At 59.8% G+C, this 15,732-nt stretch carries 6 protein-coding genes; 4 read left to right on the top strand and 2 right to left on the bottom strand.

What is annotated here, in order from left to right; translation table 11 throughout:
- Positions 1-12: 12 nt before the first annotated feature.
- Entirely contained in the window at positions 13-1,815 is a 1,803-nt protein-coding gene (locus HKK52_RS18045) for an acyl-CoA dehydrogenase (protein ID WP_169371950.1), read from the bottom strand.
- Between the two features lie 224 nt (positions 1,816-2,039).
- Positions 2,040-5,990, bottom strand: coding sequence for a trifunctional transcriptional regulator/proline dehydrogenase/L-glutamate gamma-semialdehyde dehydrogenase (gene putA, locus HKK52_RS18035; RefSeq protein WP_169371949.1), 3,951 nt, complete (start codon positions 5,988-5,990; stop codon positions 2,040-2,042).
- 464 nt (positions 5,991-6,454) lie between these two features.
- Between putA and putP the strand changes: the two genes are divergently transcribed.
- From putP to HKK52_RS18015, 4 genes are all read left to right on the top strand, one after another.
- Complete coding sequence (putP, locus tag HKK52_RS18030) at positions 6,455-7,939, top strand: sodium/proline symporter PutP (RefSeq protein ID WP_169371948.1); 1,485 nt, start codon at positions 6,455-6,457, stop codon at positions 7,937-7,939.
- Between the two features lie 268 nt (positions 7,940-8,207).
- Positions 8,208-10,220, top strand: coding sequence for a type VI secretion system Vgr family protein (locus tag HKK52_RS18025; protein ID WP_169371947.1), 2,013 nt, complete (start codon positions 8,208-8,210; stop codon positions 10,218-10,220).
- Positions 10,210-10,947, top strand: a complete 738-nt coding sequence (locus tag HKK52_RS18020) for a DUF4123 domain-containing protein (RefSeq protein ID WP_169371946.1) — start codon at positions 10,210-10,212, stop codon at positions 10,945-10,947. The genes HKK52_RS18025 and HKK52_RS18020 overlap by 11 nt, the downstream gene beginning before the upstream one ends.
- Positions 10,947-15,728, top strand: coding sequence for an RHS repeat-associated core domain-containing protein (locus HKK52_RS18015; RefSeq protein WP_169371945.1), 4,782 nt, complete (start codon positions 10,947-10,949; stop codon positions 15,726-15,728). The genes HKK52_RS18020 and HKK52_RS18015 overlap by 1 nt, the downstream gene beginning before the upstream one ends.
- Positions 15,729-15,732: the final 4 nt, after the last annotated feature.

Genomic DNA, 15,732 nt, shown 5'->3' with positions numbered 1-15,732 from the left:
AGTGAGAGGGTGTCAGAACCATTCATCCTGCATGCTCAAACAAACATCATCCCGCGCCTCAAGAATCGCCAACTCATGGTGACAACCCGGTACTTCCCACGTCAGGAAATACCGCGCCGCCTGCAGCTTGCCTTTATAGAAGCTCACATCCGCCGCATTGCCCTTGGCCAACCCTTCCTCCGCGCGGATCGCTTGTTCCAGCCAGCGCCAGCCAATCACCGTGTGGCCGAACACTTTCAGGTACAGCGCCGAGTTCGCCAGGCTGCTGTTGACCTTGCCCTGGCCCAGATCCGTCAACAAGCTGATGGTCACCGTTTGCAGGCGTGCCACCAGTTTCTCCAGCGGCTCACGCAGTGGCGTCAGCGATTCATGCGCCTGGGCACGCTCGGCGGTATTGGCGATTAGCCGGATCAATTGCTTGAGTCCCGCCCCACCGTTCTGCGCCAATTTACGGCCAAGCAAGTCCAGCGACTGAATGCCGTGCGTGCCTTCGTGGATCGGGTTAAGGCGGTTGTCGCGGTAGTACTGCTCCACCGGGTATTCGCGGGTATAGCCGTGGCCGCCGAGGATCTGGATCGCCAGTTCGTTGGCCTTCAGGCAAAACTCCGATGGCCAGGATTTGACGATCGGCGTCAGCAAATCCAGCAACTCATGGGCCTGTTTGCGCGCGTCTTCGGTTTCAAGGGTCGTGGTGTCGTCGAACAGTCGCGCCGCGTACAGCCCCAAGTCGAACGAGCCTTCGACGTAGGCTTTTTGGGTCAGCAGCATGCGCTTGACGTCGGCGTGCTGAATGATCGCCACTGGTGCGGTATTCGGGTCCTTGCTGTCCGGCACCCGACCCTGTGGCCGCTCGCGGGCGTACTCCAGTGAATACAGATACCCGGCGTAACCGAGCATCACCGCGCCCATGCCAACCCCGATCCGCGCCTCGTTCATCATCTGGAACATATAGCTCAAGCCATGATGCGGCTTGCCCACCAGATAGCCGACACACTCGCCGTTATCGCCGAAATTCAGCGCCGTGGACGTAGTGCCGCGCCAGCCCATCTTGTGGAACAACCCAGCCAGCAACACGTCATTGCGCTGACCCAGGCTGCCGTCATCGTTGACCAGAAACTTGGGCACGATAAACAGCGAAATCCCCTTCACCCCGGCCGGTGCGTCCGGCAACTTGGCCAGCACCATGTGCACGATGTTTTCCGACAGCGGATGGTCGCCGCCGGAGATGAAGATCTTGTTGCCCTTGAGTCGATAGGTGCCGTCAGACGCTGGCTCGGCCCGTGTACGAATATCCGACAGCGATGAACCGGCGTGGGGTTCAGTCAGTGCCATGGTGCCGAAAAAGCGCCCGTCGATCATCGGTTGCAGGAAGCGCTGCTTCTGCTCCTCGGTACCGAAACTTTCGATCAGGTTCGCCGCACCCATGGTCAGGAACGGATACGAAGTGGATGCCGCGTTGGCCGATTGAAAATGCGCGAAGCAAGCCTGGGACAACAACGTAGGAAGTTGCATGCCGCCCGCGTCGAAACTTCGCGCGGCATTGAGGAAACCGGCTTCGAGGAACGCATCCACCGCCGGTTTCACCTCAGGAATCAGAATCGCCTGACCGTTCTCATAGCGCGGCTCGTTCTCGTCGCCCTTGCGGTTGTGCGGGGCGAAGAATTTCTCGGCGATGTTGCGGGCCGTGCCGATGGCGGCGTCGAAGGTCTCGCGATTGTGCTCGGCGAACCGCTCACGCTGGGTCAGGCCCTCGGCATCGAGGACTTCGTACAGCTCGAAAGCCAGATTGCGGGAACTGAGCAGCGTCTCGGACATGTCGGCCTACCTGTTTTGGGGATAGACCGAGTCTAGGCGCGCTAATAAAGGCTGAACAGGATGATTGATGAGCGTGATGGAGGGGCAAAACGAGGGTAGGGCATGATCGTTCCCACGCTCCGCGTGGGAATGCAGCCCGGGACGCTCCGCGTCCCCAAACGGCGTGACGCAGAGCGTCACAGGAGGCATTCCCACGCGGGAGCGTGGGAACGATCAGTGGCGTGTTAGCCGATGGTCATGAGGCTGGCATTACCACCCGCCGCAGCGGTGTTAACGCTCAAAGCGCGCTCAATCACCAGACGCTCCAGCGCAATATTAGTCTCGCCCTGGGACAAGCCATGAACCCCGACAATTGCCCCGGCACGCTTGGCCACTTGCTGGCACACCGCACGCAGCTGATCGGAATGGCCGTGATGCAGAACCGCATCAAACACCACTTCGTCCTTGTTCCAGTCGGAAACCAGCTTGATCCGCGCCTGAACTTCCTTCGGCAGACGTGCGAACACTGCCTTGGTCAACTCAGCTTCCGGCCATACCGCCGAACCGCCTACGGCCAAAACAGCAGCCAGTTGCGTCAGCAGATCGCCTTCGACTTCCGCCAGACACAGCACGTGCTCGCGAGGCAGGATGGCGTAGCTGTTGCGCTCGCCAGTCGGGCCCGCCAGTACACGGGTGATCCCGCTTTGCGATTGCGCCGCGAACTGCACACACAAGGTGCTCAGGTCGGCAAACTTGTTGCTATCGGCCCAGGCTTGCAGGGCGGTCAGCGGCTTGCTCATGGCATCGCGCAAACGAACGTCCGGCGCAGCGATAGCGTCACCGCGAGCGAAGGATTGTTCGATCGCATCCGTAGGACGGGTCGACAACAGACGGTACAGGTACAGCGGGCCACCGGCCTTCGGACCCGTGCCCGACAAACCTTCACCACCGAACGGCTGCACGCCGACCACGGCGCCAACGATGTTGCGGTTCACATAGACGTTGCCGGCATTGACGTTGTCGATCACCTTGGCGATGGTCTCGTCGATGCGCGTGTGCACGCCCAGGGTCAGGCCGTAGCCGGACGCGTTGATCTGGCCGATCAGTTGGTCGATGTCTTTGCGCTTGTAGCGAACCACGTGCAGCACCGGGCCGAAGATCTCACGTTGCAGTTCGTCGAAGCTTTCCAGTTCGATCAGCGTTGGCATCACGAAGGTGCCGCGTTTGACTTCTTCGGCGTCGGCGATAGCCACCTGGTACACGTTGCGACCTTTGTCGCGCATGGCCTGGATGTGCTTCTCGATGCCAGCCTTGGCTTCGGCGTCGATCACCGGGCCGATGTCCACGGACAGGCGCTCCGGGTTGCCGAGACGGCATTCAGCCATGGCGCCCTTGAGCATTTCGATGACACGGTCGGCGGAATCTTCCTGCAAGCACAACACGCGCAGAGCCGAGCAACGTTGGCCGGCGCTGTCGAAGGCCGAGGAAACCACGTCGATCACAACCTGTTCGGTCAGTGCCGACGAGTCGACGATCATCGCGTTCTGGCCGCCGGTTTCAGCGATCAGCGGAATCGGACGACCCTGAGCATCCAGGCGACCGGCGACGTTGCGTTGCAGCAAGCGAGCCACTTCGGTGGAACCGGTGAACATCACGCCTTTGACCCGATCGTCACCGACCAGACGGGCGCCGACGGTTTCGCCACGGCCCGGCAGCAATTGCAGCACGCCTTCCGGAATCCCGGCTTCGAGCAGCAAGCGCACGGCTTGAGCGGCCACCAGCGGGGTTTGTTCCGCAGGCTTGGCCAGTACCGGGTTACCGGCGGCGAGGGCAGCAGCGACCTGGCCACTGAAGATCGCCAACGGGAAGTTCCATGGGCTGATGCAGACCACCGGACCCAACGGGCGGTGGGCGTCGTTGCTGAAATCGTTGCGTGCCTGCACCGCGTAATAACGCAGGAAGTCCACGGCTTCACGCACTTCGGCGATGGCGTTGGCGAAGGTCTTGCCGGCTTCACGGGCCAACAGGCCCATCAGCGGCTGGATCTCGCCTTCCATCAAATCGGCGGCACGTTCCAGGATCGCGGCGCGTTCGGCGGGCGGGGTGGCCTGCCAGATCGGGCCGGCATTCAGGGCGCACTGGATTGCGTTGTCGACGTCTTCGACAGTCGCTTCCTGTACATGACCGACCACGTCACGCAGATCGGACGGGTTCAGGACTGGCGCAGGAGTTTCAGTGCTGGACGTGCAACCGAGCATCGGCGCGGCTTTCCAGCTGTTGTGAGCGGTGGCCAGCAGGGCGCAGGACAGCGAAGCCAGACGATGTTCGTTGGCCATGTCGATGCCGCTGGAGTTGGCGCGTTCGGCACCATAAAGGTCACGCGGCAGCGGGATGCGCGGGTGCGGCAGGCCGAAGCCACCTTCCACGGTTGCCATCTGCTCGATGCTGGCCACTGGATCGGCGACCAACGCCTGAATCGAGATCGACTGATCGGCAATCTGGTTGACGAACGAAGTGTTCGCGCCGTTTTCCAGCAGGCGACGCACCAGGTACGCCAACAGTGTTTCGTGAGTACCGACCGGGGCGTACACGCGGCACGGACGATTCAGCTTGCCTTCGGAGACTTTGCCTACAACTTGTTCGTACAGCGGTTCGCCCATGCCGTGCAGGCACTGGAACTCGTACTGGCCGGGGTAATAGTTCTGACCGGCGATGTGGTAAATGGCCGACAGGGTGTGGGCGTTGTGCGTGGCGAACTGCGGGTAGATGACTTCCGGCACCGACAGCAGCTTGCGAGCGCAGGCGATGTAGGAAACGTCGGTGTACACCTTGCGGGTGTAGACCGGATAGCCTTCCAGGCCTTCGACCTGAGCGCGCTTGATTTCGCTGTCCCAGTACGCGCCTTTTACCAGACGGATCATCAGACGATGACGGCTGCGGCGAGCCAGGTCGATCACGTAGTCGATCACGTACGGGCAACGCTTTTGATACGCCTGGATCACGAAACCGATGCCGTTCCAGCCAGTCAGTTGCGGCTCGAAGCACAGGCGCTCGAGCAGATCCAGCGACAGCTCGAGGCGGTCGGCTTCTTCGGCGTCGATGTTCAAGCCGATGTCGTACTGCTTGGCCAACAGGGTCAGCGACAGCAGGCGCGGGTACAACTCGTCCATCACGCGCTCGTACTGGGCACGGCTGTAACGCGGGTGCAGGGCGGACAGCTTGATGGAAATGCCCGGGCCTTCATAAATCCCACGACCGTGGGAGGCTTTGCCGATCGAGTGGATGGCTTGTTCGTACGAGGCCAGGTACTTCTGCGCATCATGTTCGGTGAGTGCCGCTTCACCGAGCATGTCGTAGGAATAACGGAAGCCCTTGGATTCGAACTTGCTCGCGTTGGCCAAGGCTTCGGCGATGGTTTCGCCGGTGACGAACTGCTCGCCCATCAGGCGCATGGCCATGTCGACGCCCTTGCGGATCATCGGCTCGCCGCTCTTGCCGATGATGCGGCTCAGGGAGGAAGTCAGGCCGGTTTCGTTGTGGGTGGCGACCAGTTTGCCGGTCAGCAGCAAGCCCCAGGTGGCGGCGTTGACGAACAGCGACGGGCTGTTGCCCAAGTGCGGCTGCCAGTTGCCGGTGCTGATCTTGTCGCGGATCAGTGCGTCGCGGGTGCCCTTGTCCGGGATGCGCAGCAGCGCTTCGGCCAGGCACATCAGCGCTACGCCTTCCTGGGACGACAGGGAAAATTCCTGCAACAGGCCCTGAACAATCCCGGCACGGCCACCGGCGCTTTTCTGATTGCGCAGTTTGTCGGCAATCGACGAGGCGAGCTTGTTGGTGGCTTCGGCCATCGCGGCAGGCAGACGCGCCTGTTCGATCAGCATCGGCACCACTTCCGGCTCAGGGCGACGGTAAGCGGAAGTGATCGAAGCGCGCAGGACCGATTGCGGCAGGATGCTTTCGGCGAATTCGAGGAAGCACTGATGGGCGTGATCCGTTGGCGCATCGACGTTATCGTCGGAATCCTTGGTCAAACCGCTCAGCTCGGTCAGGGTTGCACCACCCTCGAGTTTTTCCAGGTAATTGAAAATTGCCTGCTTGATCAGCCAGTGCGGCGTGCGATCAATCGAGGTCGCGGCAGCCTTGAGGCGTTCGCGGGTTGGGTCGTCAAGTTTGACCCCAAGGGTGGTGGTAGCCATATTTTTATCCTCATGTTTGCCACGACTGCGTGGCATCAGCTGGCGGCAAGATTAGCTGTGCGTTGGTTGAGGTGCAACCGGGTGCAACCCTTTTTTTGTCGGAATAATAAGCAGCTCGTCAGGAATTAAATTCCGGTACGAACGTGCCGCTTCTGCTTGGTGCTTTTACTTCTAGCAAATGCTTCGGACTGCCCTAAAAAGGAGCAAAAACAGGGCTTTTTCACGAATATCCGATCAGGTGCAACTGATTCTCAAGAAATGGGTTGCACCTTATTTGCTTTGTTGAATAGGATTCGCGCCGAAGGTGCAACCGGTCAAAAAAGACAGGTGTGCCGGCTGATGGCTTTCCTGGGGAAACATCAGTCATAAATGCGTGGGGCTGGAAATCGTCTGAACAAACAGTGTCGTTTGTCGGCGTTTCACACCTCGCCGCTACATAAAAACAAAGCCAGGGCAGCATTCGAATGAGCGTAAGCAATCCAACCCTGATCACGTTCGTGATCTACATCGCAGCAATGGTGCTGATCGGCTTCATGGCCTATCGCTCCACCAACAACCTTTCTGACTACATCCTGGGCGGTCGCAGCCTGGGCAGCGTCGTGACCGCGCTTTCCGCCGGCGCTTCCGACATGAGCGGCTGGTTGTTGATGGGCTTGCCGGGCGCGATCTACATGTCCGGCCTTTCCGAAAGCTGGATCGCCATTGGCCTGATCGTCGGTGCCTACCTGAACTGGCTGTTCGTCGCCGGTCGCCTGCGGGTGCAGACCGAGCACAACGGCGATGCGCTGACCCTGCCGGACTACTTCTCCAGCCGTTTCGAAGATAAAAGCGGCTTGCTGCGGATCATCTCCGCCATCGTGATCCTGGTGTTCTTCACCATCTACTGCGCTTCCGGCATCGTCGCCGGTGCCCGTCTGTTCGAAAGCACCTTCGGCATGTCGTACGAAACGGCGCTGTGGGCCGGTGCTGCAGCGACAATTGCCTACACATTCGTCGGCGGTTTCCTGGCCGTGAGCTGGACCGATACCGTACAAGCGACCCTGATGATCTTCGCCCTGTTGCTGACGCCGGTCATCGTGCTGCTGGCCACCGGTGGCGTCGACACCACGTTCCTGGCTATCGAAGCGCAAGACCCAAGCAACTTCGACATGCTGAAAAACACCACCTTCATTGGCATCATCTCGCTGATGGGCTGGGGCCTGGGCTACTTCGGCCAGCCGCACATCCTCGCGCGCTTCATGGCGGCGGATTCGGTCAAGTCGATCGCTAACGCTCGTCGCATCTCCATGACCTGGATGATCCTGTGCCTGGGCGGCACCGTCGCTGTAGGCTTCTTCGGTATTGCCTACTTCTCGGCCAACCCTGATCTGGCCGCGCCTGTGACCGAAAACCACGAGCGCGTGTTTATCGAGCTGGCGAAAATCCTCTTCAACCCTTGGGTTGCCGGTGTGTTGCTGTCGGCCATCCTGGCTGCCGTGATGAGCACCCTGAGCTGCCAGTTGCTGGTGTGCTCCAGCGCCCTGACCGAAGACTTCTACAAAACCTTCCTGCGTAAAACCGCTTCCCAGGTTGAACTGGTCTGGGTTGGCCGCGCCATGGTGTTGCTGGTTGCCCTGATCGCCATCGCGTTGGCCGCCAACCCGAACAACCGTGTACTGGGTCTGGTCAGCTACGCCTGGGCCGGTTTCGGCGCTGCGTTCGGTCCTGTGGTGCTGATCTCGGTGATCTGGAAAGACATGACCCGTAACGGCGCACTGGCCGGCATCCTGGTGGGTGCAATCACTGTGATCGTCTGGAAGCATTTCGAACTGCTGGGTCTGTACGAAATTATCCCAGGCTTCATCTTCGCCAGCCTGGCGATCTACATCGTCAGCAAGCTGGGTGCGCCGAGCAAAGGCATGCTGATGCGCTTTGCTGCGGCCGAAGCGGATTTCCGCCTGAACAAGTGATGGGGATGGGCTAAGGCTCTGATTCTTCGCTTACAAAAACGGCCCGTCTCCTGTTGGAGGCGGGCCGTTTTTTTGTTTGCGGGAAACAAATCAGAGTTATTGGAGCCACCACACTTCCTCCGAAGGGAAATGTCTGTAGCCAAACATCCCGATTCTTGAAGGACAAATCCCTAAAAAAGTAGGGCAAATCTGATTTTCCTGCCCTCCGCTCAACACCCCTTTTTGCTCATGCAGAATCGCCCGCCTTCATTCTGCAGAGACACATCGGATGTTCGCGCCTGCCAATCAACCGCGTTTCACGTTGACCCTCGACGGCGTCCAGAATGAGCTCAAGGTGCTTGAGTTCACGGGCAAGGAAGCCATCAGCCAACCGTTTCGTTTCGACCTGGAACTGGTCAGCGAACAGCCCGACCTCGAACTCGAAAACCTCCTGCACCGTCAGGCATTTCTGAGTTTCGATGCGCAAGGTTCCGGCATTCAGGGTCAGATTTATCGCGTCGGCCAAGGAGATTCCGGTAATCGTCTGACGCGCTATCAAGTCAGTCTGGTCCCGCGCCTGACTTACCTTAGTCAACGGTTCAATCAGCGAATCTTCCAGCACAAAAGCGTGCCGGCGATCATCGCGCAGGTCCTCAAGGACCACGGTATCCAGCGCGATGCCTTCGAATTTCAACTCGGCAGCGATTACCCCGAACGCGAGTACTGCGTGCAATACGCGGAAAGCGACTTGGCGTTCATCCAGCGCCTGTGCGCCGAGATTGGCATTCACTTCCATTTCCAGCACAGCTCCGACGGCCATCTGTTGGTATTCGGCGACGACCAGACGGTGTTCCCGCGTCTGCCCGAGCCCACGCTGTACTTGCCCGGCAGCGGCATGGCCGCGAGCGCTCCGGCGATCAAGCGTTTCAACGTGCGCCTGGAAACCCGGACTACAGCGGTTACACGCCGGGACTACGACTTCCACAAACCGCACCTGCCCCTTGAAAGCCGTGTCGATAATGAACAGCGACCGGTGCTGGAGGACTACCACTTCCCCGGACAATTCACCGGTCGCGAATCCGGCAAGCAACTGACCCAACGAGCGCTGGAGCGCCACGGCGCGGATTACCGTCAGGCTGAAGGGTGCAGCGATCAATCGGCGTTGGTCAGCGGACATTTCCTGCAATTGGCTGAACATCCGCGCGACGCCTGGAACGACCTGTGGCTGATCACTGAAATCGAACACCGTGGCCGACAGCCGCAGGTGCTGGAAGAGTCCGCCACCGACGACGGAGAATTCCAGGGTTATCGCAATACCTTTCTCGCAACGCCGTGGGACGTTTCGTTTCGCCCGCCGTTGGGGCCGGACAAGCCGCGCATGCTCGGCTATCAACCCGCCGTCGTCACTGGCCCGACTGACAGCGAAATCCACTGCGATGAATATGGCCGGGTCAAAGTCCAGCTCGCCTGGGACCGCGACGGCCAGCTCAATGAACATTCCAGTTGCTGGCTGCGGGTCGCCAGCGGCTGGGCTCACGACCGGTATGGCAGCGTGTTGATTCCGCGAGTCGGCATGGAAGTGCTGGTGGGCTTCATCGACGCCGACGCCGACAAACCACTGGTGATGGGCTGCCTGCCCAACACCGCGACCCCGGTCCCGCTGGACCTGCCGGCGGACAAAACCCGCAGTATTTTCCGCAGCCAGAGCAGTCCGGGAGGCGGTGGCTACAACGAATTGCGCATCGAGGATCGCAAAGGCGCCGAGGAAATATACCTGCGCGCCCAGCGAAACTGGACCCAGCACGTACTGAATGATCAACAGGTACAGGTCGATAACGCCCGCAGCATCGTCGTCACCGGCATCGCCCGCCATGAGCTCAAGGCCGACGAGCAACGCATCACCCACGGCCAGCGCCAGACTGAAATCCGGCAGGACGATCATCTGCTGGTGACCGGCGATCGGCACATCCGCGTGACCAGCCAGGCCATTAACGCCAGTCAGCAATTCCATGTCAGCGCCGGCCAGCAAGTGGTGATCGACGGTGGCGCCAGTGCAACGATTCAGGCGGGCGGGCAGTGGATCAACATTGGGCCTGGCGGGATTTTCAGCAGCGTGCCGATTGTGGTTGGTGGGGCGCCGATGGCGGCCATGGCGGCGGTAGCGAATTCGCCGGACGTTCCACTGAAACTCGCCGCAGCACCGGCAGCGTTGCTCAGCGCAGCTCAGATTCTCAGCCTGAAAAGTGATGCGCCGTTCTGCGAAGAATGCGAGCGCTGCAAGGGCGGTGTCTGTGCCGCCTGATCACTTGTCGCCTCACGACTGGCTGGAACAGCAGCCGTTAGAACCGTCGGAACACCTCTTCGCGATCTTCAGCAATGCCAGCGCGGCTGAGCCGTTCAACGCCTGGCAGTGCTCGATCACCGCTCAAGCGCCGAGACCGATTTGGGCCGATACCGCCTACGCCGAGTGGGAACCGGTAATGCCTTTTGTGGGAATCGTCGCTGCGGACCGTGAGTTTCTGCAGTGGGTCGCCACTACCGAGTCATGCGACTGGGGTTGGTTGGCAGTTTCCTCGGCCAGTCCCGAAGCGCTGGTCGAGCACTTGCGCTCCCTCACGCAAGCGCTGCTACCCAATGGCAACAGTGTGTTTTTCCGCTTCTGGGATGGACGTTACTTGCTGCCGATTCTGCGATCCACCGAGGTTGATGCCGCGCAACTGCTGCCAGTAATCGGGCGTTGCCTGATCAATGGCCAGTCGCTCGACATCGGTGGTCGCGCATTGAAAAGCACCCAGGTTTTCCCATGGTGGCAAGTCCCCGAGTCATTGCTGAGTCAACTCGCCGCGCATTCCGCCGTCACCCAAATCAACAACTTGCTGAAGTGGCTGAGCGAAGACCGCCCGGACCTGTTCGAAGCGTTTTCCGAAAGTGTACTGCGGCGCAAGGTCGCGAGTTTTCTTGAGGCGCCGGACCTGCCGAAAGCACCGAAACAAGCCTTAGTGGATTACCTGATGGTGGAGCTGAACTGATGGATCAGATGGTGTACATCGAGCAGGAGCTCGACAGTTTCAAAGGCACCTTGAGCGTGTATCGCCAACAGCTCGACGGCTTGTTCGTCCGGGCTGCGGACAAGGTCAGCCGCGCCACGGATATGCCTTCTCTGATGGGCATGGAGCGGACGATCAAACTGGGCAACACCACCACGGCGGTGAGCAGTCGTGACGACGATTTTTTCTCAAGCGTTGCCCAGTGTTCGGACAGTGGAACTCTGGAGATCGAGAGCAAGTTCGAGTCGGTTTACGACATTCCCTTGGGGAACATTCAGGTGGATGTCGTCGCGATTGAGGGCGGCGAGACGACGCCCGTCACGCTTGATCAATACGGCAAGGGCCAATTCTCCGGCACGCCCGGCAAGTTCTATCGCATCCGCGTTCAGAGCGAAGTGACGCCGGAGCAAATCGACGAGCTTTTCGAATCGTACGACGGCTTGACCCAAGAGCTGGAAGGCTGGCTACGCAGTGAGTGGGAAGGCTTCAAGCCGCAGTGGTCGCAGTCGGTTATGGCTGCGGTGGGTAACGGCCTGCTCGCGGGAAGCTGGGCGGCGATCATCGGCGTCTGGGACAGCATCAGCCTCGTTTTCGACATCCTTAAAAACCCGGGCGATCACCTTGATCGACTCGGCAGCGGCGCGCAGCAACTCATCGATTTAGCCGAGCAATCCCCCGCGGCGATGGAAAAAGCCATGCTGCTGGCCAGTGACGAAGCCGCACTGTGCTTGCTGTTTCGCACGGCAAGTCTCTGGTTTTCGGCGCTGCCACCCAGCCAGATGATGGGGTCATCCGCAGAGATGATCAGCAACGTCATTGTCACGGTGCTGATCGATATCCTGATCGCTTTTGCGCTGTGCCTGACGGGTGTCGGTGTGCCCGCCGCCGTGGCTTTTTTGACCTTGCGTGGGGTCAAGTACGGGAAGTGGCTGGCCGAGCTCGCGATTCGTTTCGTCAAGGCGACTTTCAGCATCCTCGACCGCTTCATGACCTACGTTGACCGCTACAAAAAAGTGGCGGTGCGAGGCATCGCCGCGGGTATTAAGAATGGTGCAATGCGCCTGCGGTGGGACGCCCGGCGCAATACCACGATCAAGAAAAACGAACACCACGACGACGCGCCCGACCAAGCGCAAAACCCAAACGGTGACGCCGCCACCTGTGTGCCATCGACTTGCAAAAATGGCTGTCCGGTATCGATGGTCACGGGCGAAGAGCTGCTGACCCTCACCGACGGTTCGCTGGACGGCCTCCTGCCGTTCGACTTCACCCGGCTCTATCGCACCAGCGCCGCCGAAATCGACAACGGCCTCGGTTTCGGCTGGAGCCACACCCTCGCGCATCACCTGGAAATCGATGGCGACAACGTCATCTGGATTGACCACGAAAACCGTCGCACTACGTTTCCGCTGCCATCCGCCGAGCGCCCGGCGATCCACAACAGCCTGTCACGCGCAGCGATTTATCTCGGCGAAGAACCGGAAGAACTGATCCTCGCCCAGGCTGGCGAAGAAACCCGTTTCTACCACTTTCATAACGGTTTTCTGACAGCGATCAGCGATGCGTACGACAACCGTCTACGCATCACCCGCGACCGCCAGGACCGCATCAAACGCCTCGACAACGGCGCCGGTCGCGCTTTGCTGTTGCGCTATGACCGCAGCCATTTGATCGCCGTCGATTATCAGCAATTTCGCCCGGCCGAGACACTCGATGATGCCTGGCACACCGAGCAGACGCTGGTCAGCTACCGCTACGACGAACGCCATCGACTGATCGAAGCGACCAACGCTGCCGGCGAAAGCGAGCGTTACGACTACGACGATCAACACGTGATCCTCCAGCGGCAATTGACCGGTGGGGCGAGTTTCTTCTGGGCGTGGGAAAGGTCTGGCAAGGCTGCGCGATGTGTCCGGCATTGGGCGTCGTTTTCGCAGATGGACACCCGTTACGTCTGGGATGACGAGGGCAGTGTCACCGTTCAAAACATCGATGGCAGCGAAGAGGTTTACGTCCACGGCGACCACGCGCGGCTGGTGCGCAAGGTTGAGTTGGACGGTGGCGAACACCTCAAGGCCTACGACGACAACGGCCGGCTGATCGCTGAGCAAGACCCGCTCGGCGCCGTCACCGAATACCGCTACGACGAAGTCGGACGCCTGGTGGCGCTGATTCCGCCGGAAGACGAGCCAACGGCCTACGAGTACCGCAACGGTTTCCTGCATGCGCGCTATCGCGGCGAAGCGGTGTGGACGTATCGGCGCAATACCCAGGGCGATGTCACCGAGGCCGTCGACCCGGACGGGCAGGTCACCCATTACCACTACAACGCTCAAGGGCGGTTGCTGTCGATCCGCTACCCGGACACCGCTCGGCATGTGTTTGTGTGGAATGGCTTGGGGCAACTGGTCGAAGAGACCCTGCCGGATGGCAGCGTGCGGCGTTATTCCTACGACGTGCTGGGCCGACGGACTACCAGCCAGGACGAATATGGCGCTGTTACTCGCTACCAGTGGGACGCCGTCGGCCGACTGATCCATACGACTCTTCCTACAGGCGCCACCCGCGCGTTCAGCTACAACGCCTACGGCCAGATCACCGCCGAACAGGACGAACTCGGCCACGTCACTCGTTACGAATACGCCGACGAACTGCACCTGGTCAGCCGCCGCATCAACCCCGACGGCACGCAGCTGAAGTATCGCTACGACAGCGCCCAGCTTCTTCTGACGGAAATCGAAAACGAATCCGGCGAAAAATATCAGCTGGACTACACGCCCAACGGATTGATCCGACAAGAAACCGGATTCGACGGGCAACGCACGGCGTATGCCTACGACCTCAACGGCCAATTGCTGGAGAAAACCGAGTTCGGCGAGGACGGCTCGCAGCTGATCACCGCTTACGAACGGGATTCGGCAGGGCGGCTATTGGTCAAAACCCTGCCCGACGGCATCAAGGTTTCGTACCGTTACGACAGTCTTGGCCGCTTGGTCGGCGTCGATGACGGCAGCGACCATCCGCTGGAATTCGAATACGACAAGCAAGACCGCCTCATCACCGAGCACCAGGGCTGGGGCACCTTGCGCTACGGCTACGACGCCTGCAGCCAACTCAAACGCCTGCGCCTGCCGGACAACAGCAAACTCGACTACCACCACGCCAAGGGTGGCGCACTCAGCGCCATCGACCTCAACGGCGCACGGCTCACTACCCACCAATACCAATTCGGTCGCGAACAACAACGCCAACAGGGGCAACTGACCAGCCACTACCACTACGACGAACAAGGCCGCCTGCAAGCCCACGCCGTCCACCAACAAAACCGCCCGCAATACCTACGCCACTACAGCTACGCGGTCAACGGCAACCTCGCCGCCATCGCCGACAGCCGCCACGGCCAGCGCAACTATTACTACGACGCCCTCAACCGCCTGACCCGCGTGCGCCACTCCCGCGACGAACCGCCGGAAAGCTTTGCCCATGATCCTGCGGGGAACTTGCTGATGCAGAATCGGCCGGGTGCGGCGACCGTTAAAGGCAATCGCCTGCTGATGCAGGGGGAGCGGCATTACGACTATGACGCCTTTGGCAATCTGGTTCGTGAACGTCGGGGGACTGGGCAGAAACTTGTCACCGAATATCGGTATGACTGCCAGCATCGGTTGGTTGGCGTCACGTTGCCGGATGGTAGTTGTGCGAGTTATCGCTATGACGCGTTTGGTCGTCGTATTGCCAAAACCGTCGAAGGTCGGACAACCGAGTTCTTCTGGCAGGGCGATCAGGTCGTTGCGGAAAGTAGTCGCGAGCATTACCGCAGCTACGTCTACGAGCCAGGCACCTTCCGCCCATTAGCCATGCTCGACGGCAAAGGCCCGCGCAAGGCTTGCCCGTTTTACTACCAACTTGATCATCTCGGCACCCCGCTGGAGTTGACGGATTTCGGCGGCGAGGTGGTTTGGGCGGCGAAGTACAACGCTTACGGCAAGGTCACTGGGCTGACGCATGGCGCGGGTGAACAACTTGAACAGCCGTTGCGGTTTCAGGGGCAGTACTTTGATGCCGAGAGCGGACTGCATTACAACCGGCATCGGTACTATGATCCGGACGTTGGGCGGTACCTGACGCCGGACCCGATCAAGTTGGCGGGTGGGATCAACCAGTATCAGTACACGCCGAATCCGACGGGGTGGGTTGATCCGTTGGGGTTGAGCTCTAACTGCCCTCCGCCGAAAAACAAGAAAAACGTAGGCTGTCCACTACCTGCGGGTCCCAATAAGCCCACCGTCAGTCAAGGTGCTCCGAAGCTTCCTAAGTCAAATGACCCGGAACCTAAAACGGAGGAGGAAGCCAAGCGTCAGGTATTAAAGTGGAACAGGCAATACAGAATGCATTCCGTTGAAAAGCACGGTCCCGAGATTAAGGATAAAGCTTTGAAGCAAAGGTCGATTGACGGCTCGCACCCCACGAAGAAAGGTGTGAGAGGACCGATAGTGCCTAGCTCTCAATTCAAGAGCTGGATAATGCACTATCGTGTTTTGCGTCATGCTCTTTCCAGAATGCAAGGTCCTGTGCCTAGACTGACTGGTTACGATGGTGAACAAAATCCGATTGTTAGAATGAAGTTGCCAGGGGCCGGGCGTGGTTACAAACCTAACCCTAATGATGCAGATAATCCTCGCTATGTAGAGAATCTAGATGGTGCGGAAGTTAAATTTGATAAGCGGGATCCAACTCGCCCATTCACTGCTTTTCCGCGATAGGTGA

Source organism: Pseudomonas sp. ADAK2, from assembly GCF_012935755.1.
Classification (GTDB): Bacteria; Pseudomonadota; Gammaproteobacteria; order Pseudomonadales; family Pseudomonadaceae; genus Aquipseudomonas.
This window is presented reverse-complemented; position numbering and strand designations above follow the sequence as displayed.

Bases quoted from the DNA above. Each gene is read 5' to 3' on its own strand.
- HKK52_RS18015 (WP_169371945.1), top strand. From the start codon at position 10,947: ATGGATCAGATGGTGTACATCGAGCAGGAGCTCGACAGTTTCAAAGGC.
- putA (WP_169371949.1), bottom strand. From the start codon at position 5,990: ATGGCTACCACCACCCTTGGGGTCAAACTTGACGACCCAACCCGCGAA.
- HKK52_RS18025 (WP_169371947.1), top strand. From the start codon at position 8,208: ATGTTCGCGCCTGCCAATCAACCGCGTTTCACGTTGACCCTCGACGGC.
- HKK52_RS18045 (WP_169371950.1), bottom strand. From the start codon at position 1,815: ATGTCCGAGACGCTGCTCAGTTCCCGCAATCTGGCTTTCGAGCTGTAC.
- putP (WP_169371948.1), top strand. From the start codon at position 6,455: ATGAGCGTAAGCAATCCAACCCTGATCACGTTCGTGATCTACATCGCA.